Consider the following 20,200-nt stretch of genomic DNA (forward strand, 5'->3'; position numbering starts at 1 on the left):
TTATCCCTTCACGGCGCCGGCGGCGACGCCGCGTACGAACAGCTTGCCGGACACAAAGTAGATGATCAGTGGCACGAGACCGGTCAGCACGGTGGCAGCCATGTTGACGTTATATTCGGGCGTGCCCTGGGCCGAGTTGACGATGTTGTTGAGCTGAACTGTCATTGGGTAATTTTGCGGACCGGCAAAGACGACGCCGAAGAGGAAGTCGTTCCAGATACCGGTGATCTGCAGGATGAGCGCGACGACGAAAATCGGCAGCGACATGGGGAGCATGATCTCGAAGAAAATGCGCCAGAACCCTGCCCCATCGACACGCGCTGCCTTGAACAGTTCCTGCGGCAGCGAGGCGAAGTAGTTGCGGAACAGGAGCGTCAGGATCGGCATGCCGAAGATGGTGTGGATGACGATAACGGCCTGGAGCGAGCCGAAAATCCCCATGCCGCGCGTCAGCATCACCAGCGGATAGAGCATCACCTGATAGGGGATGAACGAGCCGAAGATCAGGACGGCAAAGAAGATTTCCGAACCCTTGAAGCGCCAATTGACCAGGGCATAACCGTTTACCGCGGCGATGAAGATCGAGACGATGGTCGAGGGGATGGTGATCTTGACCGAGTTCCAGAAGCCGGGGGAGAGACCATTACAGGTGAGACCCGTGCAGGCACTGGTCCAGGCCTTGACCCAGGCATCGAAGCTCGGCGCAGACGGCAGCGCGAAGATATTGCCGAAGCGGATTTCGGGCATGGTCTTGAGCGAGGTCACGACCATGACATAGAGCGGAAAGAGGAAGTAGAGCGCGAAGAAGATCAGGGTCGTGTAGATCATGATCTTCTTGGGCGTGAAGAACGGCTTGGGGCGCGGACCGCGTGGGTCCGTGGCCGCGTTGCCGCTAGTTGCCGGCGCGGAGCCGGTCATAGTCGCGGTCTGGCTCATTTGCGCCCCTTTCCGCCAAATTCGAGATAGGCCCACGGAACCATGATGATCATGACCGTGAGGAGCATCATGGTCGCGGCAGCGAGGCCCTGGCCGATATTGCCGCCCGAGAACATGTAATTGTAGACGTATTTGGCGGGCACTTCGGACGAGATGCCCGGGCCGCCATTGGTGAGCGCGACCACAAGGTCATAAAGACGGACGATGCCCGAGCCGATGAGCACCACGGCGGTGACGAGCACGCCGCGCATCATGGGCAGAACCACCGAGATATAGGTGCGCCAGGTCGGGATGCCGTCGACGCGCGCGGCTTTCCAGATCTCTTCATCGACGCCGCGGAGACCGGCGAGCATGAGCACCATACAGAAGCCGACGCCCTGCCATAGACCGGCAATGAGCAGCGCGAAGAGCACCATGCGCGGATTGGCGATCCAGTCGAAGGTGAAATTGGTCCAGCCCAGGTTCCGCATCGTGCCCTGAAGGCCCAGAGTCGGGTTCATGATCCACTGCCAGACAAGGCCGGTGACGATGAACGAAAGCGCGAAGGGATAGAGCATGATGGTGCGGAAGGCGCTTTCGAAGCGGATCTTCTGGTCCATCAAAACGGCGAGCAGAAAGCCGAGCCCGAGGGTCAGCACCAGCGACATGGCGCCGTACATCAAGAGATTGATGACCGAGACATTCCAGCGCGAGGTGGCGAACAGGCGCTCGTACTGATCGAAGCCGACAAACTTGCCCGTCGGCAGGAGTTTGGAGTTCGTGAACGAGTAATAGATCGTCCAGATGGTGCAGCCGATGAAGACGACGAGCACCGTCGCGACCATCGGGATTGCCGCGACCTTGGCGGACAGGTTGTGAAGGAAGAATTTTTTTAAGGCGCTAGGCCGACTGGAAGATCCAGCCGCCGGCGCGGATTGTACGGCAGTGTCCGCCATCAGTGTCTCTCCATACGACAGTGGTCGACCTTGTCGATTCAAGGCCGACCACCGCTTTTCAGTGATGAGAAGTTATTCTCACCGAAACGACCGACGCTTAGTCAGCGGACTCGATGATCGAAGCATAGCGTTCGATGTAGTCGTCGACAGTGATGCTGTCGTCATCGAGGAACTCGGTGTTGAGGTCCGTCATCTGCTGCTGGGTGTCTGCGGAGAGAGCAAAGTCACCCGACGGCAGCAGACCGTTCTTGAGAAGGCCGAGAGCCTTCTGCATGCACGGATTGGCCTGCGACAGGTCGATATCCGTACGGATCGGCATGGAGCCCTTCTTCAGGTTGAAGGCGAGCTGAGCTTCTGGCGAGATGATCGTGCGCGCAAGCTGGGCCTGAGCTTCGATGACAGCCGGATCGGTGCCTTCTGGAAGAACCGGGAAGTAGAACGAGTCGCCGCCGCCGGTCAGCTGAGTGCCGAGGCCGAGAGCCGGGAGACATTCATAGTCCTTGCCGGGAACGGCGCCAGCAACCTGAAGGTCGCCCTGGAGCCAGTCGCCGTGGATGTTGCCAGCCGCGGTGCCTTCGATGAGCTGCGTGCCGACGTCGCCGAAGGACGGAACCATGGTTTCAGGCGAAACGACCTTGCGCAGAGCGTCGAGAGCTTCGGCAACCTTGCGGAATTCCGGGCTGCGAACAGCTTCGGCATCCTTGTCGCGGTTGATCTTGAGAACGAGATCGGAACCACCAATGCCCGACATCAGAACGCCCGGGATACCCGAGAACGGCCAGCCAGTGGCAAGACCGAATGGCAGGATGCCGGCTTCCTGCAGAGCAGGCCAGGAGGCGACGTATTCGTTCCAATCCTTGGGGACCGGCTGACCGATCTTTTCATAGGCCTTGGTCGAGAGCCACAGCCAATCCCACGAGTGGATATTGACGGGCAGGCAGTAGAGGCCGCCGTCGATCTTGCACGGCTCAAGAAGCGACTGGTCGACGTAGAACGAGTCGATGTTCATGTCGGCAACGACATCGGTCAGGTCGCGGATCAGGCCAGCCTGGATGAGTTCTTCGGCATCGCGGCCGGTGTTCATCTGGGTGGCGCCCATCGGGTCGCCGCCGATGATACGGCTGATGATGACGGGGTTGGCACCGGTACCCGAGCCAGCGAGGGCCGAGTCGATCCACTTGTTGCCGGTTTCTTCTTCGAAGACGCGGGCAAATTCGGCCACGGCGGCCGCTTCACCAGCGGACGTCCACCAGTGGGTCACTTCGAGATCGGCTGCGTACGAAGACGTAGAGCCGAGCAGCGCGGTCGCCATCATGGCAACCACTGCAAATTTCTTCATAGGAATGTCCTCCCAACGAACACGAGGAGCTGTGTGCCCCCATTCATGCCACCGGCCGGCGGATCCCCGTTCCTCCAGACACCCGTTCGGCCGCATGTAATCGATTGCATAAACCAAGTGAAATAGGTTGTGCAATCGATTTCATTAGTTTCATACACGTCTTGCAGACCTGTCAAGATCGAATTAGACAGATTGCGACACTGACAGCGAGAGGGGGCGCTGCCAGCCGTGACAACAGATCGAAAAACGACGACGATTCAAGACGTTGCGCGTATAGCCAATGTCTCCACAGCAACTGTGAGCAGAGCTCTTTCCGCCCCTGACAAGGTGAGCGAGGGAACGCGTGCGCGCGTCTCGGAAGCGATCCGTGCAACCGGTTACACGCTCAATCAGGCAGGCCGGTCTTTACGCCAAAGGTCGGCGAAAACTATTCTTGTCGCCATCCCCGATATCAGAAATCCGTTTTTTTCGCTGATCCTCGACGCCATAGAGCGGGAGGCGGCTAGTCGCGGGTTCGGCGTCCTTGTTTTGAACCTTTATTTCGGCCACGAAACCGTTCGCCGGCTGCAAGATTTTCTTCTTTCGAACCGTGCCGACGGGCTGCTGCTGCTCGATGGGTCGGTCGACATGCACATGCTGCGCGAGCTTGCCGAACAGGCGGCCGAGATCCCGCTAGTGGTGGCGTGTGAAGAGATTCCCAATTCGGGATTTCACACGGTCTTGACGGATAATGTCGAGGCGGCGGAGCGGGCAACGCAGCACCTGATCGACCTTGGACATCGCAAGATCGCGCATCTGGTGGGGCCGGATCATAACGTCGTCGCGCGCGAGCGGCTGGTGGGCTATCTCAAGGCGCTCAATCGCGCCGGCCTCCCTGCCCTGCCCGAATGGCAGCTGCGCGGCAATTTCGACATGGAAAGCGGCTTTGCAGCGTCGGCCCGGTTCCTAGGCGTCGCCGACCGGCCGAGCGCGGTCTTTGCCGCAAACGACGAGGCCGCCATCGGTTTTCTGTCGGGACTACGGAATCACGGCCTGATCTGTCCGCGGGACGTTTCGGTGGTTGGGTTCGACGATCTCGGCGTTGCCGCGCATTATGCGCCGCCTCTGACCACAATGCGCCAACCGCGCGAAACGCTTGGCAGGATGGCCGCGGAAGCGCTGATCGATCTCGTCGAAAATCCCGGCGTGATCGCGGCGCCGCTCCGGATCGTGCTGCGCTCGGAATTGGTGGTTCGCGAGAGTACAAGCCGTGCCCAAATCCAAGTGACCGCGAAAGCCGCCGAGATCGTCGCTTCCTGATCGTGGGGCATTTCATTTTTCGCCAAATCCGCTAAAGGGAGACTCGTGCGGTCCCGTAGCTCAGCTGGATAGAGCAGCAGCCTTCTAAGCTGAAGGTCACAGGTTCGAGTCCTGTCGGGATCGCCAGTCCATCCGCGCTGGCTTATGGGCCGCCTCAGACGTTCAACACTATCGGAGGAGGCCTGCTTGGCTCTCTTTGCCATAAGCTTCATGCTCGAAGACGGTAGCGACTACAATGATCGCCTCGCGACCCTGGTGAAGGCGATCGAGGAAGCGGCCGATGGCGACGTCTGGTCGGAAACAGCCTCGTTTTTTCTCGTCACGTCGACGAAGAATTCGGCCAATCTCAAAGACGAAATCATGGCGTCCGTCGGCTTGCAGGATGGTGACGTGCTGCTCGTTATCAACCTGAGCAAGACCAAAGGTCACTCGACACACGGCCTATCCAAGAAGACCTTGTTCAAGAAGCTGATCGATCAGCGCTAGCGGCTACGCGGCTTCGCTCCATCAGGGCTTGCACCTTTTCTGTGTCTTCACTCGACACGGGATTGTAGACGACCATCCCCAATTCGGGTCGACCATCAACGGCGAAGGCGGAGAATTCGAGCTGCAACAGGCCCATATCCGGGTGGTGCAGACGCTTGACGCCTTCGTGGTGGGCCGCGATGTCGTTCGCGATCCAGAGACGCTTGAAATCGGGACTGGAGGCCGAGAGCTCATCGACTAGCTGCTTGATCGCCTCGGTTGCGCCGGCGCGGGCGACATCGGCGCGGAATGAGCCGACGACGTAGCGCGCGACGCTTTCCCAATCTTCCTGAATGGCGCGAAGACTGGATTGCCCGAACATCAGTCGCAGAATGTTGCGCTTTTCGACGGGCAGCTTGCCGTAATCGGTGAGCACTGCCGCAGCGGCACGGTTCCAGGCCAGCACATCCCAAGTGGCGGACTTGATGAAGGCCGGGCTATGGGCCATGGCGTCGAGAACTTTTTGTAGCCTCGGCGTTACGCCATCGATGGGTTTGTACTGGACCTCGGGAGGCCGCCCGAGCGCGAGGATGTAGATGTGCTCGCGCTCCATCTCCGTCAGCATGAGGCCTTTGGAGAGTCGATCGAGCACATCGGCAGACGGAGCGCCACCGCGACCTTGCTCGAGCCATGTATACCAGGTGGGGCTGATATTGGATCGCTGTGCGACCTCTTCGCGCCGCAAACCGGCCGTCCGCCGCCGGGTGCTGGTGTAGCCGAAGGTTGCCGGGTCGAGACGGGTACGACGATCGCGCAGATAATCGCCGAGAGCATTGCTGGAGCTTGAGGAGACCGACATCCGGGTACATCCTATACCATGATAAGATCACTACTTTAACAGGACCAGATCTACCGCCACCCTGGGTGCCGAACAATATGAAAGGTGTCTTCCATGCGCGTTTTTCTCACGGGGGCGACAGGGTTTATCGGGTCGAAGGTCTTGGCTGAACTGATTGCCGCCGGACATCAGGTTATCGGGGTCGTGCGGTCCGAGACTGGCGCTGATGCTGTGCGGGCCGCTGGCGGCGAGCCATATCAAGGCACGCTGGAAGCGCCGGAGGCTTTGGCAGAGGGGGCGACACAGGCAGATGCCGTGGTGCATACGGCGTTCGACCACGACTTCACCAAATTCGTCGCCAACTGCGAAAAGGACACGCGGGTCATCGAAGCTATCGGTGGCGTGCTCGCCGGATCGAACAGGCCGTTTCTGATCACGTCCGGCGTGGGCATGGGCAATGGACCCAATGGCGAGGCGGCGACGGAACAGGTCTTCGACCGTCAGAACCCCAACCCAAGGCGAATGTCGGAATTGGCGGGCGAGGCTATCGGCGCCAAGGGCGTCAGCGTTTCCTTTGTACGACTGCCGCAGGTGCACGATACGCAGAAGCAGGGGCTGATTTCGCCGATGATCGAAATTGCCCGGCAGCGCGGCTTTGCAGCCTATGTCGGAGAAGGCGCGGGGCGCTGGTCGGCGGTCCATGTCAGGGACGCGGCGCGGCTCTATCGCCTGGCGCTCGAGCAACACGAAAACGGCGCGCGCTATCACGCTGTCGCGGAGAGCGGTCTACCGGCTCGTCTCATCGCCGAGGCGATCGGAAAGGGACTCGGCATTCCCGTGCGGTCGCTCGCGCTAGATGAGATCGAGGGCTACTATGGCCACTTCGCGCATTTTGCGACCATGCACCTGCCGGCCACAAGCGATTGGACGCGCCAGACGCTCGGTTGGGCGCCGACTGGTCCGGGCTTGATCGAAGACCTGCAGAACATGGACTTCGGCAACGCTCGATAGCCTGGGCTGAGGTGCCGGCAGGCTCGTCTGCCGGCACGCTTGAGTTAGATTACCGCGGGTCTTGGGCGGTAGGCGCTTTCGAGATCGGCGATATCTTCGGCGCTCAGTTTCAGATCGAGAGCGGCGACCGCATCGGTCAGGTGATGAGGCTTGGATGCGCCGATGATCGGTGCCGTAACGAGCGGATTGTGCAGGACCCAGGCGAGGGCAACCTGGGACATGGGCACGCCGAGGCGCTTAGCGACCACTTCGACCTTATCGACGATACCGCAGTCCATCTCGGCAGTGTCGCCGTAGAGTTTCGGGATGACATTATCGGAGGCGGATCGGCCGGTAGCCTGCCCCCAGGGGCGAGTGAGCAAGCCCCTGCCCTGCGGACTCCATGGAATCAAGCCAACACCCTGATCGGCGCAGAGCGGCAGCATTTCACGCTCTTCCTCGCGATAGAGCAGGCTGAGCTGGTTTTGCATGGAGATAAACGGCGTCCAGCCATTCATCTTGGCTACATATTGAGCCTTCGAAAACTGCCAGGCCGACATGGACGAGGCGCCGATATAGGTGGCCTTACCCGATCGCACGACGTCGTGCAGCGCCTCCATCGTCTCTTCGATGGGGGTGTCATCGTCCCAGCGATGGATCTGGTAGAGGTCAACATAGTCGGTCTGGAGACGCGAGAGCGACGCATCGATCTCGCGCATGATGGCGCGGCGCGAGAGGCCGGTGGCGTTGGCGTCGGTGCGGCGGGTGGCGCCATTGACCTTGGTGGCGAGAACGATGTCTTCGCGGCGCACGAAATCCTTGAAGGCGCGGCCGACAATCTCCTCGGAACTGCCATCGGAATAAACATTGGCCGTATCGAAGAACGTGATGCCAAGGTCGAGCGCCTGACGGATGAATGGCCGGCTTTCTTCTTCCGACAGGGTCCAGGAATGGTTGCCCTGATCGGCAGCACCATAGGTCATGCAGCCAAGGCAGAGCCGGGAGACTTTCAGGCCGCTATTGCCAAGTCGTTTATGGTCCATTCTCGTTCTCCCGATCCGATTGTTGGCCCGAAGGTAAGCCGTGGCGGCGGTGGGTGTATAGGACTAATCGGCGAGGTTAGCCGATCTTGCTCACACCCACGCTACTTGGCGCCTTACAGATCCACCCAGGCCCGGGTGCGCGTCGACGTTTTCACCGCGTCGAGGACTTGCTGGTTTTTCAATCCGTCTTCAAAGGTGGCCCCACGTTTCAGAGCCCTGCCCTCACGGATGGCGGAGGTGAGCTCCTGGAGCGCGGCAACGACGGAGACGTTCCAGACGCCCTTGTTTAGGCGCGGGAGCTGGGCATTGGGGTCATCGACGGTGATATCGGTAAAGCTCTCGCCTGCCTTGGCGAACATCAGGCGTTCGGTGTCGTTGTCGAGCAGGATGCTACCCTTGGAGCCGAAGACCTGGGTCAGGTTGCCGATATTGTTGGCGGCAACGCCAGACATGAAGACCTGTGCCAAAGCACCGCTGGTCATTTCCAGGGTGAAATAAGAGAGGTCGTCGGCAGTCGCCGTCCAGGCCTCGCCCGTTTTCTTGTCGATCCGGTTCGGAATGACGGTCAGCGCCTGGCCGACGACAGAGCGCACGGGACCGAGCCACCAGCGCAGCATGTCGACCTGATGGCTGCCATTGGCGCCGAGGCGGCCGCCGCCCTGTTCGGCAAGGCTCCACCAATCGCCTTTCGGGCGGCTGGCGGGATTGGCCCAGGAGGCGCCGATATTGGCGATGTTGACGTGGCGAATGTCGCCCAGCTCGCCCGAAGCAATGAGCTCGGCGACGCGTGCGCGATTGGGGTTGAAGCGCAGCTCGTGATCGATCATGTGGACGCGGCCGAGTGCCTCGGCCTTATCGAGCATGGCCTTGGCTTCGGTTGCGTCCATCGCTGTCGGCTTTTCGCAGAGCACATGGGCGCCGCTGTCGAGCGCAGCGAGCGTGATGGGCGCATGGAGATCGGTAGGCGTCGCGATCAGCACGAGGTCGAGCTGGTGGTTGTCGAGCATCGCCAGCCAATCGTCATAAGCTGCGCCGACACCGAACTCGGAGGCGGCGGATTGTGCGCTTTCGAGGCGGCTAGAGGCAATGGCGACGACTTCGGTGCCTTCGACATGGCGAAGGGCGGGCAAGTAGGCAGCGCGGGCAAAGCTTGCCCCGACGATTCCGATTTTCATTTTTGTCTTTCCGGTTTCGGGGTCAGGCCATGGTCTTGAGGCGCGGATCGAGGAAATCGCGCAGCCAATCGCCGAGGATATTGAAGGACAGCACGGTCAGGACGATTGCCATGCCAGGGAAGAACGCCAGCCACCACTTATTGGCCATCAGCTGATCGCGGCTGTCGGCGAGCATAGCGCCCCAGGTCGGCACATCCGGCGGTACGCCGAGGCCGAGGAAGGAAAGCGAGGCTTCCGAGAGGATCACCGAGGCGACGTTGAACGAGGCGATGACGGTGAGCGGGGCGATGATATTGGGCAGGATAGTGCGGAAGATGATGAGGAAGGTGGAATCCCCAAGGGCACGGGCGGCTTCCACATATTCCTTCTCGCGGATGGACAGGGTCTGGGCCCGGACGATGCGGGCATAGGTGACCCATTGGCCAACGCCGAGCACGATGATGATGTTCACGACGCCTGGCCCGAGGATGACGAGGAACATGATGGCGAGGAGAATGAACGGGAAGGCGAGCTGGATGTCGCCGAGACGCATGATGACGTCGTCGATCCAGCCGCCGAAATAGCCGGCGAGCAGACCGGCAATAACCCCGATCGTGCCGCCGACGAGAATGGCGCAAATGCCGACGAGGAGCGAAACGCGCGCGCCGTAGAGGAGGCGCGAGAACACGTCGCGGCCGAGCCCGTCCGTGCCGAGGAGGAAGAAGGCGTTGCGGCGGCCCTCGGTCAGCGGATCGGCAAGGCGCATCATGATGTCTTGCCGATTGGGATCGAGTGGCGAAATCCACGGGCCAAAGAGAGCGGCGATGGCGACGCAGAAGAGGATGAGCGCCGCGACGACCGGCCATTTGGCCTGGACCATGGAGCGGATGGCGCGGCGGAATTCGCGCCGGCGATGGGACATGGGGCGCGTGACGATGACGGGGCGTCCTACAGTTTCGACCGACATTGGAGCCTCCTAAAGTTTCACGCGAGGATCGATCCGGGCATAGACCAGGTCGACGATGAGATTGAGGGCGATGAACACAAGCGCTAGCGTCACGACGGCGGCCTGAACCACGGGAATGTCGCGCTGATTGATGGCGTTGAAGACGAGCCGGCCGATGCCGGGCCAGGAAAACACCATTTCGACGACGACCACGCCGCCGATCAGGAAGCCGAATTCGAGGCCGATCATGGTGACGACGGGAAGCCAAGCATTGCGCAGGGCATGGCGGATGACCACGGCGCGCTCGCTGATGCCTTTGGAGCGGGCGGTGCGGACGAAATCCTGCCCAAGCACTTCGAGCATGGACGAGCGCACGAGGCGGGCATTGCGCGAGATCGAATAAAACGCCACCGCGAAGCCGGGCATGATGAGGTAGTAGAGCGTCTGCGGCAGATTGGTGAAGGCGCGGACGAAGTCGCCCTGAATGAGCGGCATGATGAAGGGCACGTGGCCCGAGATCGGCAGGATGCGCAATTGCAGGCCAAAGAACATGATCATCATAATGCCGAGCCAGAAACTCGGGATCGACTGACCCAGCATGCCCATGGTCATGATCGAGCCATCCACCGCGCTGCCGCGATTGAGCGAGGCGACGACGCCGAGTGGAATGGCGACGACAATGGCCAGGAACATGGCAAAGAGCGTCAGTTCCAGCGTTGCCGGAAGCGCCTCCATCACTGCTTCGATGGCGGGGCGTTTGTAGGAGAGGGAATTACCGAAATCGCCGCGGGCGAGATTGCCGAGGAAATTGATATATTGCTCGGGCAAGGACTTGTCGAAGCCCAGCGCCTCGCGGGTGCGCTGTATTTCAGCTTCGGTCGCGCGTTCGCTGACATAGAGATAAGTGGGATCGCCGCTCATCTGCAGGGCGGTGAAGGTAATCAGCGTTACCCCGATGATGACGATGGCGCTTTGCAAAAGCCGCCTGACGATGAATGTCCACATACGCGGTCAACCGATCTTGGAGAGGCAGGGGATGCGCCGCAGGACGGCGCACCCGGTTAGTCTGAGGCTACTGCTTGAGTGCCGCGGCAAAAAGCTCGATTTCTTCATCGCGCCGTGGCGTCCAATCGATGCGATTGGAGACGCCGTAGAAGTCGGGCTGGAAGTAGAGCTGCAGCCATGGGCCTTCGTCGTAGAAGAGTTTGAGCATGCGATTGATGATCGGGCGCGCCTCTTCCACCGTGTCGGCGGCAAGAGCCAGTTTCCAGTCATCGAACCAGCGTGGGTCCTTCCAGCTCTGGTAATTCGTCGCCGCGTCGGGCGTCGAAAAGAGGCTCATGTCGTAGAGCGGGCTCCAGGTGACACCACCCTGCCCCAGGAAGAAGAGCGGGCCCATCTCCTTGGTGCGAAGGAGCGGAGAATAGACCGAGGCCCATTCGAGCAGTTCGACGTCGGTTTGAACGCCGATATCGCTCAGATATTGGCCGATGGCCTGGACGACATTGGCGTCGTTGAGATAGCGACCGCGCGGCCCCTGCAGGCGAATGTTGAAGCGAACGCCGTTTTCGCCGCGGGGATAGCCAGCCTCATCGAGCAGCTTTTCGGCCATGTCCGGATCATAGGGCACCGGCTTCAAGTCCGGGTTGCCGTTGGGCGGATTAACGAGGCTCGTCATGCGCTCGCATTCGGTACCGAGAAGCTGGACGCAGATGCTTGGGACATCGACGGCATATTGCAGCGCCCAGCGCACCTTTGGGTCCTGGATTTCCTTGGCGCCCGGCATGCCGGCAACGCCTTCGCCCAGATTGAACCCGACCTGCATGCGGCGGGTACCGCTGACCTTGGCAACGGTGGCCGTACCGGATGCGTCAACGGCGGGGACCTGGTCCGGCGCGACATTGGTGATGATATCGACATTGCCAGCGATCAGTTCGGCCGTCCGGGTCGAGGCTTCGGGAATGATGCGCCAGATGATGGTATCGAAAGTGCCGGGATCTTTGACCTTTTCGAGGACGATCTGCGAGCCGCGATCCCAGGAGGCGAGGCGATAGGACCCCGATCCGATTGGATTTGCCGCCGCTCCCTCGAGCGTCATCTTTTCGTAGCTGTCTTTGCAGTGAATATAGACCTGCGCCATCATCCCCAGAGCGAGCGTGGTCTTGGCGCTGAGGTTGATCTTGACGTCGAGATCGTCGACGACCTCGGCGGATTTGAAGCCGAGCGTCGTATAGACAAAGCCCGGCGTATTGCCGGTAAAGGCATTGGCCGGATCAGCTGCGCGATTGAACGAATAGGCGACGTCTTCCGCGGTCAGCGGTTCGCCATCGTCGCAGGTGAGGCCATCCTTGATCTTGAACGTATAGGCAAGCCCGTCGTCGCTGACCTTGGTGTCTTCGACGAGATAGGGCTCGACTTCACCCTCGAACGTCACGCGGAATAGCGTCGCGAAAATATGCTTGGCGATATTGGAATTGTCGCGGCTCGAAATCTGGGCCGGATCAAATGTGGATGCGTCGGCGCTCAAGCCCACGACGATCGTATTGTCGGGGGGAGCCGCCAAGGCTGTGGTCGAGAGCGCAGCGCCCAATAAGGCGGCGACGGCACCAAAGCGAAACAGTGTTCTCATTGTCATTCCCTCATTGACCTCCCGGATACGCATTCTCGCCGGCTATGCTGCCAGCTTGTGCCGGCACGCAGGGCTTCTCCTGACCCTGCGTGCCGAAGTGCGTCACTGTGCGGCGAGTGCGGTGTCGAACAGGTAGACCTTTTCGTCGCGGCGCGGTTCGAAGGTGACCCGCTTGGACACGCCGTAGAAATCGGGCTGGAAGTAGAGCATCAGCCAAGGCGGATCGTTGTAGAAGACATCGAGCATGCGATCGATGACGACGCGCTGCTCCTCGGGGGTCTTGGCAGCGGCGATTTCCGCCCAGCCATCGAACCAGGCAGGGTTCTTCCATTCGGTATAGTTGGTGCCTGCATCGACAGCCGAGAGGTCGGCCATGTCATAGAGGGCACTCCAGGTGCCACCACCCGAACCGAGGAGGAACATCGGCCCGACGTCATGCTTCTGGATCAGCGGCACATAGACCGAGGCCCATTCCATCAGCTCGACATTTGTCTTGACGCCGATGTCGTTGAGGTACTGGCCGATGGCGAGAGCAACGTTGGCATCGTTGAGGTAACGGCCACGGGGCGCCTGGAAATTGATTTCGAAGCGGGTGCCGTCTGCGCCACGCGGGTAACCGGCAGCGTCGAGCAGCTCTTCGGCCTTATCCGGATCATAAGGATAGGGCTTCAAGCTTTTGTTGTCGTTGGGTGGATTGACGAGACCAGTCGCACGCGTGCACTCGAAATTGAGCAGCTGCTTGCAGATGGCTTCGACATCGACGGCATACTGCAGCGCGACACGAACGTCGGTCTTCTGGATGGCCTCGCCGCCCGGCGTACCCGTGGCGAAAGAGTCCTTCATATTGAAGCCGACATAGATGCGGCGGGTACCCTGAACCGACTTGACCTCGGCTGTGCCGGAATTGTTGACGGCTTCGACCTGGTCGGGGGCGACATTGGTGATGATGTCGACATTGCCAGCGATCAGTTCGGCTGAACGGGTCGAGGCTTCGGGGATGATGCGCCAGACGATATTCTTGAAGCTGCCCGGATCCTTGATCTTTTCAAGGACGACCTGCGAGCCGCGGTCCCATGAGGCCAGACGATAGGACCCCGAAGCGATCGGCTTGGCGGCCGCGTCTTCCAGGCTCATCTTTTCGTAGCTGTCCTTGCAGTGAATGAACACTTCGGCGATGAGGCCGAAGGACACCGGATTCTTCTTGTCGAGGTTGATCTTGACCTCGGTTTCGCTGAGCGCCTCGGCGCCGGCAAAGCCGATCGACGAATAAACAAAGCCCGGCGTGTTGCCGGTGAAGGCATTGGCGGGATCGGCGGCGCGGTTGAACGAATAGGCGACGTCTTCCGCGGTCAGCGCTTCGCCGTCTTCGCAGGTGAGGTCAGGCTTGAGCGTATAGGTATAGCTCTTGCCGTCTTCCGCCTCGACATAGGACTCCGCCATCTGCGGCACGATATTGCCTTCGGGATCGACCTCATACAGCGTCCCAAAGATGTGCTTGGCGATGTTGGAATTGTCGCGGCTCGAAATATTGGCCGGATCAAAGGTCGAAGCATCTGCGGAGATGCCGACGACCAGGGTATCTGCAGGCGGGGCGGCTTGGGCGGAAGCAAGCGGCAGAATAAGCGCCGCCGTGCCTGCCATGAGAAGATATCTCACGGTGTTCATTGGGACGTCCTTTGCTGGAGTGCAGAGTGGTGGAATGGTTTGCCGGTCTCTCGCTTCGCAGTTGTGTCGAGATCGGCGGGATTGATCGCTTGGCCCTGTTGAGAGGAGAGGATGCAGGCTTGAACCATGCGAAGCGAATTGAGGTGGTCGCGCCCGGTGCACGGCAGATCGGCCGTGCCGCGCATGGCGGCGACAAAAGCGGCGAGGAGGGATTTGGCGTCGTTGATCCACTGCTCGTATGGCGGGAGCTGAACCGCAGTCAGTTCGGTATCGGCGTGGAGTGCGTAGTTGAGCTCGCCGAACTGATCGTTCTGGACGACGACCCCGTTCTTGCACTCGCTGCGCCACTGAAACCCTGGCTTTTGCCAGTTGGACTGCCAGAGACCCTGATAGTTGACCTCGACGCCATTGGCGAAACGGATCAGCGCGCTGACATTGGCGTCGTCGCGATACATCGACCAGCTCGGGTTGAACGTTGACCCGAAGACCGAGACGGGTTCGGAGCGATAGACGAAGCGCATCAGGTCGAAATGGTGGATCGACTGTTCCCACAGCATGGGCTGATCCATGGTCAGGGGATACTTATTGAAGTTGGGCTTCCAGCCATCGCGCCAGCGCTCATAGGTGAAGCGGCCGAATTCCGGCGCACCCACCGTCTCGTCGAAAAGGCGCAGGGTTTGCTGGGTGACGGGCAGGAAGCGGAAATTGAGGCCGACTGTGAGCGGGACGCCGGCATCTTCAGCCATCTCGACATAACGCGCCGCGAGGTCGACGCTGTCGGCCAATGGCTTTTCCGCGAGAATGGCAATGCCGGCCTTGCATGCCAGCTCCATCTGCCTTTCGCGCCCGCCAGGCGGGGTGGCGAGGAGGACAAAATCGGCATCGAGCGTCGTGATGAGATCAAGATCGGCGCTGGCAATGGCCTCAGGCCACTGTGCCAAGGCGCGGCTGCGCGCATCCTCCGAAGGATCGATCAGGCCAACAATGGTGCAATCCGGATTTTCGCGGATGACGCGCATCCAGAATTGGGCACGGGCACCAAGACCGACGAGGATGATGCGAAGGGGATTCATGCGCGGGCCTCCGCCGAGAGGATGCGGGCAAGTCCGGTGGGCAAAGTGGTCCACTCATAGAGCGCCGACAGGTCGAGCCGATCGCTGGCCATGGGGAGACGTTCGATGCGCGTGGTGTCGCCGATGACGACCTGCGCCTCGGGAATAAGGTCGGCAATCATCCGGGCGAGGTCGATATTGGCGATCGACTGGCCGGAGGTCAGATGAAAGACGCCGCGAAGGGACGGTTGCTTGTGCAGCAGCGTGTCGAGCGCCAAAGCCAGATCGGGGGCAAAGGTCCAATCGCGGCGTTCGGCGGGCATATCGACGATGATCGGTTCGCCGGAGAGCGCCATGTTGAGCCAACGCCTTATCGGCGAAACGATGGTGCGGGTGTCGCGGGGGCGTTCGTCAGGTCCGTAGATCGGGCCAAGGCGAATGGAAATCGCGCGCAGTTCAGTTGCGGCTGCGGCGGCATCTTCCCCGGCGCGCTTGGCTTGTGCATAGGGCAAGTCGGCGGTCGCGGCTGTGCTCTCGAGGTGAACGCCATCCCCATCCGTCGCGCTGAAAACACCTGAGGAGGAGATGAAGACGAAGTCTTTGGCACCGCTATCGATGGCGTGGCGTAGGACCTGGTTCGTCAACTCGATATTGGCTGAAAGGAGCGCGTCCTCGGATGCGGTGTCCCCATTTGCAGGCGTAGTGATTGCCGCGCCGTGGATGACAAGGTCTGCGCGTGGCAGAGCCATTTCGCCCGAAAGAAGATCGCCCTCGATCAGGTCGACACCGGCGAGGCGCTGGCGCGTGGCGGTGTCGAACAGGCGATCAGCGGCAAATACCGCGTCGCCCAGCGCCTTGAAGCCTTGGGCAAGGTGCGAGCCGACAAAGCCGCCGCCGCCAGTGATGAGGACACGCCGCGTCATCGCGCGATCCCCAATTCTTCTGGCGTGATCTGAGAAGCCGAGCGGGTGTGGTCGGAAATAAGCGAAATCGCGCGGATCATGTCGCGATTTTCGATCGCTTCGATAATAGGCGGGTGATTGCGGGCGACGGCGCGGAGATCGCGATTGGCGCTATTGCGCAGGGCCATGATCTGGCGGATGCGCATGTAAAGATTATCCCAGAAGCTGAGCATGAGCTGATGATCGGCAAGGCGGATCAGGGTGCGGTGGAAGGCTTCGTCCGCGGTATTGAGCGCTGCGAGATCGCCGCGCTCGGCAGCTTCGAACATGGCATCTGAATGACGGCGCAGCTCGGAGACATCGACCTGCCGCTCGACGACGCGGCGAATGGCAAAGGCTTCGAACTGTTCGCGCAGGCTATAGAGCTCCTCGACTTCCTTGAGCGTCAGCGGCTTCACCCGCTTGCCTTTGTAGGGCTCGCTTTCGATGAGCCCATCGGCTTCAAGGATCTGGATCGCCTCACGCACCGGCGCACGAGACACCTGCAATTGCTCGGCCAGTGCCATTTCGACGACGGGCGTGCCGGGCTTCATCGTGCCATTGAGGATGGCTTGGCGGATGATATCGGCGACCGACACGCGGAGCGGCACGTTTTCGATACGGCTGATGTCGGCATGCGTCTCTGCCATGGTCATGCCGCCTTGCCTTGCGCGATCGCCACGGCCCGCGCCAAAGCGTCATTGTGTTCCGTGCCAAGACGCACGAAGGGCGGCCGTACAATCGCATAAGCCTCGTCGCCATGACGAAGCGCCGTCGCCGCCTTGATGGCCGGAATGAGCGGCAGGCTTTCAAAAATCTTGCGGACCGCAGTTACACCAGTGGCGATCTCGGCCTCATCGGGCGTTCCGAGGGCATGCATCAGCGCGACGATGTTGCGGGCATTTACGTTGGCGGAGGCGCTGATGCAGCCGGCGCCACCGGCCGCGACGTTTTGCGGGATCAGCGCTTCGGAAGCGGAATAACTTTCAAGCTCTGGGAAAGCCTCGATTACCGACTGGGTGTTCTCCCAATTGCCCGAGGAGTCCTTCAAGCCGACAAAAATGCCGGGATGCTTCTTGAGCAGCAGCTCGATCAGGTTGAGCGTGATCGGCACGCCGGTCATCTGGGGGATGTGGTAGAGGTAGATGCGGAGCGCGCTATTCGCCACGCCGTCGATTATGGCGGAATAGCTGTCAACGAGCCCCTGGTCCGTGACGCCCTTATAATAGAACGGCGGCAGCATGAGCGTGCCAAGGCAGCCGCGATCGGTGGCGTGGCGCGTTAGCGCGATCGTATCTGTCAGAGCGGCGCAGCCGGTGCCGGGGATCAGGCGCTTGGGGTCGATGCCGCCGTCGATCAGGGCATCGAGCGCGTCGATACGCTCGGAGACACTCATGGAATTGGCTTCGCTGGTCGTACCGAACGGCGCGAGACCATCAGCGCCGTCGTTCAACAGGGCCTTCGAATTGGCAACGAAGCGCGTGACATCGACGCTGAGATCGGCGGCGAAGGGTGTGATGGCTGGGACGTAGAGTTTTGGGGTCCGGGTCATACCTGACCCTCCTCGGTCATAAGTTGAAGCGGAGAAATGTCAGTGAAGACATCATCGTCATGAGCGCCGCGCCACATCAGCACGGCAAAGGCCCCTGCCCGATCGATGACGCTGATACCGGCATGCCAGACACCGGGCGCATAAACGACGCCCAGAGTGCCGGGGACGAGAAATGTTTCGACCTGTTCGAGGTCGGGAGATCCGTCAGGACGCGATTGCGCCACGGTGACGAGGTACCGGCTGACATCGAGCGGCACGAAACACTGGGCCGCGTGGGGATGACGTTCAAGGCGGTTCACCAGCGCCGGCATCGTCGTCATCGGCACATTGTTGACGTGGAAGACGGGTTCGAGACCCTCGCCGCCAAGCCAGCGGGAATAGAAGGCGCGGTCGCCGGCTTGGGCCGGGCGATCGATAATCGCGCCATAGGGGGCGAAGCGATCGCTGGAGATACCGGACTGAATGGCAACCGACTGCATCATGCGACCAATTCCTTGGGTGGCATGACAGCACGCCAATGGGCCGCGATGTCGGAACGGCGAGCGATCCAGGCGTCAGGGCTCGCAATCACGTGGTCGAGGAATTTGATGAGACCCGCAAAGCGACCGGGATGGCCGATCACGCGGGGATGAAGGCCAATGGACATCATACGGGGCGTTGCCTGCCCTTCCGCGCGCAGCACGTCGAACGTATCGATCAGGAACTGGGCGTAATCGCCCGCCGTCTCGATGCCGCCGCCCGCGAGAAGTTTGGCATCATTGGTGACGAGCGAATACGGCACGACCAAATGCTGCTTGCCTTCGACCGAGAGCCAATAGGGCACTTCGTCATTATAGGCGTCGCTATCGTAGCTATATCCGCCGTGTTCGACGACGAGGCGCCGGGTATGGGCGCTGGGGCTATAGCGGCAATACCAACCATCCGGCGCGCGGCCGACCGTGTCGAGGATGCTGGCATGGGCCTTGGCGATGTGCTCGCGCTCGGTCGCTTCATCGAGATTGTAGTGCTCGATCCAGCGGTAGCCGTGGGCGACGATGTCCCAATCGGTATCGGCAATGGCCTTGGCGACAAGGCTATTGCGCTCGAGCGCAAGGGCCGCGGCGAAGATGGTCAGGGGCAGATTGCGTTCGCGGAACAGGCGGTAAACGCGCCAGAAGCCGACGCGAGAACCATATTCATACATGCTTTCGGAAGCGAAATCGCGGTCGCCGGTCTTGACCCGAACGGCATTGACCTCGATGAGCGCCCCTTCGGACCGCCCATCGCCTTCACCAATGGAATATTCCGACCCCTCCTCGTAATTGAGGACGAAGTTGACTGCGACACCCGCATTTCCGGGCCATCTGACGGTCGGTGGTCGATTGGCGTAGCCGACGAAATCGCGCATGTTGATGCCCCCGTGCCTGGCCTCAAGGCGTCCAGTCACGCGGTCCTTCCACCTTATTGAAGAAGCAGCACCAGTCGCCGGTGTTGACGTTTGGCAGGGCGCGAAGGCCGAAGAACATGCCGTCCGCGGGCGCAACGAGATGGGCCAGTTCATCGCCAAAGATGTTGATGATCTTGGCGAGGCTATCGCCCTTCTTCATCGGCTTGAGGAAATCGACGCCGGGCGTCGGCACGAAAATGCCGGATGCCGGGGCAAGCATTGCCTCCTGTTGGCCGCGCGTTGCGTCCTTGGGATAGGTCGGCGTGCCGGGATACATCTTGTAGTGGCGGAGGATGTTGATGATGGAGTCGGCGAGGTGCCGCGACACTTCGGCGAATTTTTCCGGCGACGTGGCGGAGCGGCCACCGAGTTCGACCGTGATCCCGGTCTTGCCGATTTCCTTCATCTGCGCCATTGGGCTGCCCTTGGGCAGGAAGTTGGACATGATGCAGCCCCAACCGTCGCCCATCGCCATGGCTAATTCAACGGATGCTGGCGTCTCGTCGACAAAGATCGCCTTGGCGAGGAAAGAGTGCGCACCGCCCGAGTGGATGGAGATTTCAAGGTCCGCGACCTTGCTCATCCATTCCGAATGGGCCCAGGCGACGCGCTCGCTGAGATAACCATTGGCGCGTCCGGGATAGATGCGGTTCATGTCAAACGAGAACGTATCGAGCGGATTGCCGCGATTGGAATTCTCGAAGGCCATGACGTTGAGCACGGGGACCATAACCAAGGTGCCCGAGAGCTGCGCCGGGTCGACTTCCTTGAGGGCAATGCCGCAGGCCATCGGGCCCTCTGGCTCGTCGCCATGGATCGCGCCATCGACCCAGAAAACCGGTCCCGGCTTGGTGCCATTGACGATGACCAGTGGGATTTCGACCTTGGTGCCGCCAGCGAGTTCAGTGACGGGGATGACGCCGCGAACGATGGTGCCCGGGGCTGCGGTGGCGGTGCCGACGGTGATGGTTTTGGCTTCAGACATCGCGC

General features: G+C 60.8%; 20 protein-coding genes and 1 tRNA gene. 4 read left to right on the top strand and 17 right to left on the bottom strand.

Annotated features, from left to right (window positions below; all coding sequences use genetic code 11):
* The 3 genes from ASG47_RS01210 to ASG47_RS01220 form a co-directional block, all read right to left on the bottom strand.
* Positions 1-918: a carbohydrate ABC transporter permease gene (locus ASG47_RS01210; protein ID WP_244484122.1), complete on the bottom strand. Its 918-nt coding sequence runs from the start codon at positions 916-918 to the stop codon at positions 1-3.
* A 14-nt stretch (positions 919-932) separates the two neighbouring features.
* Positions 933-1,871 carry a carbohydrate ABC transporter permease gene (locus ASG47_RS01215; protein ID WP_082511500.1) on the bottom strand — a complete coding sequence of 313 codons (939 nt, stop codon included), beginning with the start codon at positions 1,869-1,871 and terminating at the stop codon, positions 933-935.
* Positions 1,872-1,968: 97 nt separating this feature from the next.
* Positions 1,969-3,210 (bottom strand): ABC transporter substrate-binding protein, encoded by a 1,242-nt coding sequence (locus ASG47_RS01220; protein WP_061906912.1) that lies wholly within the window; start codon positions 3,208-3,210, stop codon positions 1,969-1,971.
* Between the two features lie 228 nt (positions 3,211-3,438).
* Here ASG47_RS01220 and ASG47_RS01225 point away from each other — a divergent pair, with 228 nt between their 5' ends.
* The 3 genes from ASG47_RS01225 (at position 3,439) to ASG47_RS01235 (ending at position 4,995) form a co-directional block, all read left to right on the top strand.
* The gene (locus ASG47_RS01225) at positions 3,439-4,509 is read left to right on the top strand and encodes a LacI family DNA-binding transcriptional regulator (protein WP_082511501.1); all 1,071 of its coding nucleotides are present in this window, start codon (positions 3,439-3,441) and stop codon (positions 4,507-4,509) included.
* A 49-nt stretch (positions 4,510-4,558) separates the two neighbouring features.
* A tRNA-Arg gene (locus tag ASG47_RS01230) sits at positions 4,559-4,635 on the top strand.
* A gap of 60 nt (positions 4,636-4,695) precedes the next feature.
* Complete coding sequence (locus ASG47_RS01235) at positions 4,696-4,995, top strand: hypothetical protein (protein ID WP_061906914.1); 300 nt, start codon at positions 4,696-4,698, stop codon at positions 4,993-4,995.
* Here ASG47_RS01235 and ASG47_RS01240 read toward each other — a convergent pair.
* Positions 4,970-5,833 carry a helix-turn-helix transcriptional regulator gene (locus ASG47_RS01240; protein WP_061906915.1) on the bottom strand — a complete coding sequence of 288 codons (864 nt, stop codon included), beginning with the start codon at positions 5,831-5,833 and terminating at the stop codon, positions 4,970-4,972. The two genes, ASG47_RS01235 and ASG47_RS01240, sit on opposite strands and share 26 nt — an antisense overlap.
* 93 nt (positions 5,834-5,926) lie before the next feature.
* Between ASG47_RS01240 and ASG47_RS01245 the strand changes: the two genes are divergently transcribed.
* A complete protein-coding gene (locus tag ASG47_RS01245; RefSeq protein ID WP_061906916.1) occupies positions 5,927-6,823 on the top strand; it encodes an SDR family oxidoreductase in 897 nt (298 codons plus the stop codon).
* A 44-nt stretch (positions 6,824-6,867) separates the two neighbouring features.
* Here ASG47_RS01245 and ASG47_RS01250 read toward each other — a convergent pair whose 3' ends face one another.
* The 13 genes from ASG47_RS01250 to ASG47_RS01310 form a co-directional block, all read right to left on the bottom strand.
* Complete coding sequence (locus ASG47_RS01250) at positions 6,868-7,845, bottom strand: aldo/keto reductase (protein WP_061906917.1); 978 nt, start codon at positions 7,843-7,845, stop codon at positions 6,868-6,870.
* 113 nt (positions 7,846-7,958) lie between these two features.
* On the bottom strand, positions 7,959-9,020 hold the full coding sequence (locus ASG47_RS01255) for a Gfo/Idh/MocA family protein (RefSeq protein WP_061906918.1): 1,062 nt from the start codon (positions 9,018-9,020) through the stop codon (positions 7,959-7,961).
* Between the two features lie 22 nt (positions 9,021-9,042).
* Complete coding sequence (locus ASG47_RS01260; protein ID WP_082511502.1) at positions 9,043-9,966, bottom strand: ABC transporter permease; 924 nt, start codon at positions 9,964-9,966, stop codon at positions 9,043-9,045.
* A gap of 9 nt (positions 9,967-9,975) precedes the next feature.
* Complete coding sequence (locus tag ASG47_RS01265) at positions 9,976-10,950, bottom strand: ABC transporter permease (protein ID WP_061906919.1); 975 nt, start codon at positions 10,948-10,950, stop codon at positions 9,976-9,978.
* A 67-nt stretch (positions 10,951-11,017) separates the two neighbouring features.
* Entirely contained in the window at positions 11,018-12,574 is a 1,557-nt protein-coding gene (locus ASG47_RS01270) for an ABC transporter substrate-binding protein (RefSeq protein ID WP_061906920.1), read from the bottom strand.
* Between the two features lie 102 nt (positions 12,575-12,676).
* The gene (locus ASG47_RS01275) at positions 12,677-14,239 is read right to left on the bottom strand and encodes an ABC transporter substrate-binding protein (protein ID WP_061906921.1); all 1,563 of its coding nucleotides are present in this window, start codon (positions 14,237-14,239) and stop codon (positions 12,677-12,679) included.
* Positions 14,236-15,312: a Gfo/Idh/MocA family protein gene (locus ASG47_RS01280; protein ID WP_061906922.1), complete on the bottom strand. Its 1,077-nt coding sequence runs from the start codon at positions 15,310-15,312 to the stop codon at positions 14,236-14,238. The genes ASG47_RS01275 and ASG47_RS01280 overlap by 4 nt, the downstream gene beginning before the upstream one ends.
* Positions 15,309-16,214 (bottom strand): NAD-dependent epimerase/dehydratase family protein, encoded by a 906-nt coding sequence (locus tag ASG47_RS01285; RefSeq protein ID WP_061906923.1) that lies wholly within the window; start codon positions 16,212-16,214, stop codon positions 15,309-15,311. Before ASG47_RS01285 ends, ASG47_RS01280 begins: the two co-directional genes overlap by 4 nt.
* Complete coding sequence (locus ASG47_RS01290) at positions 16,211-16,888, bottom strand: GntR family transcriptional regulator (protein ID WP_061906924.1); 678 nt, start codon at positions 16,886-16,888, stop codon at positions 16,211-16,213. Before ASG47_RS01290 ends, ASG47_RS01285 begins: the two co-directional genes overlap by 4 nt.
* Positions 16,885-17,784: a dihydrodipicolinate synthase family protein gene (locus ASG47_RS01295; protein ID WP_061906925.1), complete on the bottom strand. Its 900-nt coding sequence runs from the start codon at positions 17,782-17,784 to the stop codon at positions 16,885-16,887. Before ASG47_RS01295 ends, ASG47_RS01290 begins: the two co-directional genes overlap by 4 nt.
* A complete protein-coding gene (locus ASG47_RS01300; protein ID WP_061906926.1) occupies positions 17,781-18,266 on the bottom strand; it encodes an ureidoglycolate lyase in 486 nt (161 codons plus the stop codon). The genes ASG47_RS01295 and ASG47_RS01300 overlap by 4 nt, the downstream gene beginning before the upstream one ends.
* Positions 18,263-19,171, bottom strand: a complete 909-nt coding sequence (locus ASG47_RS01305) for a polysaccharide deacetylase family protein (RefSeq protein ID WP_061906927.1) — start codon at positions 19,169-19,171, stop codon at positions 18,263-18,265. The genes ASG47_RS01300 and ASG47_RS01305 overlap by 4 nt, the downstream gene beginning before the upstream one ends.
* A 22-nt stretch (positions 19,172-19,193) precedes the next feature.
* Positions 19,194-20,195, bottom strand: coding sequence for a succinylglutamate desuccinylase/aspartoacylase family protein (locus tag ASG47_RS01310; protein WP_061906928.1), 1,002 nt, complete (start codon positions 20,193-20,195; stop codon positions 19,194-19,196).
* Between the last annotated feature and the right edge of the window lie 5 nt (positions 20,196-20,200).

This window comes from Devosia sp. Leaf420 (assembly GCF_001425445.1).
In the GTDB taxonomy this organism is placed as follows: domain Bacteria; phylum Pseudomonadota; class Alphaproteobacteria; order Rhizobiales; family Devosiaceae; genus Devosia.

Bases quoted from the DNA above. Each gene is read 5' to 3' on its own strand.
- ASG47_RS01245 (WP_061906916.1), top strand. From the start codon at position 5,927: ATGCGCGTTTTTCTCACGGGGGCGACAGGGTTTATCGGGTCGAAGGTC.
- ASG47_RS01270 (WP_061906920.1), bottom strand. From the start codon at position 12,574: ATGAGAACACTGTTTCGCTTTGGTGCCGTCGCCGCCTTATTGGGCGCT.
- ASG47_RS01310 (WP_061906928.1), bottom strand. From the start codon at position 20,195: ATGTCTGAAGCCAAAACCATCACCGTCGGCACCGCCACCGCAGCCCCG.
- ASG47_RS01285 (WP_061906923.1), bottom strand. From the start codon at position 16,214: ATGACGCGGCGTGTCCTCATCACTGGCGGCGGCGGCTTTGTCGGCTCG.
- ASG47_RS01290 (WP_061906924.1), bottom strand. From the start codon at position 16,888: ATGACCATGGCAGAGACGCATGCCGACATCAGCCGTATCGAAAACGTG.
- ASG47_RS01300 (WP_061906926.1), bottom strand. From the start codon at position 18,266: ATGATGCAGTCGGTTGCCATTCAGTCCGGTATCTCCAGCGATCGCTTC.
- ASG47_RS01275 (WP_061906921.1), bottom strand. From the start codon at position 14,239: ATGAACACCGTGAGATATCTTCTCATGGCAGGCACGGCGGCGCTTATT.
- ASG47_RS01220 (WP_061906912.1), bottom strand. From the start codon at position 3,210: ATGAAGAAATTTGCAGTGGTTGCCATGATGGCGACCGCGCTGCTCGGC.
- ASG47_RS01250 (WP_061906917.1), bottom strand. From the start codon at position 7,845: ATGGACCATAAACGACTTGGCAATAGCGGCCTGAAAGTCTCCCGGCTC.
- ASG47_RS01295 (WP_061906925.1), bottom strand. From the start codon at position 17,784: ATGACCCGGACCCCAAAACTCTACGTCCCAGCCATCACACCCTTCGCC.
- ASG47_RS01265 (WP_061906919.1), bottom strand. From the start codon at position 10,950: ATGTGGACATTCATCGTCAGGCGGCTTTTGCAAAGCGCCATCGTCATC.
- ASG47_RS01305 (WP_061906927.1), bottom strand. From the start codon at position 19,171: ATGCGCGATTTCGTCGGCTACGCCAATCGACCACCGACCGTCAGATGG.
- ASG47_RS01260 (WP_082511502.1), bottom strand. From the start codon at position 9,966: ATGTCGGTCGAAACTGTAGGACGCCCCGTCATCGTCACGCGCCCCATG.
- ASG47_RS01280 (WP_061906922.1), bottom strand. From the start codon at position 15,312: ATGAATCCCCTTCGCATCATCCTCGTCGGTCTTGGTGCCCGTGCCCAA.
- ASG47_RS01255 (WP_061906918.1), bottom strand. From the start codon at position 9,020: ATGAAAATCGGAATCGTCGGGGCAAGCTTTGCCCGCGCTGCCTACTTG.
- ASG47_RS01210 (WP_244484122.1), bottom strand. From the start codon at position 918: ATGACCGGCTCCGCGCCGGCAACTAGCGGCAACGCGGCCACGGACCCA.
- ASG47_RS01240 (WP_061906915.1), bottom strand. From the start codon at position 5,833: ATGTCGGTCTCCTCAAGCTCCAGCAATGCTCTCGGCGATTATCTGCGC.
- ASG47_RS01215 (WP_082511500.1), bottom strand. From the start codon at position 1,871: ATGGCGGACACTGCCGTACAATCCGCGCCGGCGGCTGGATCTTCCAGT.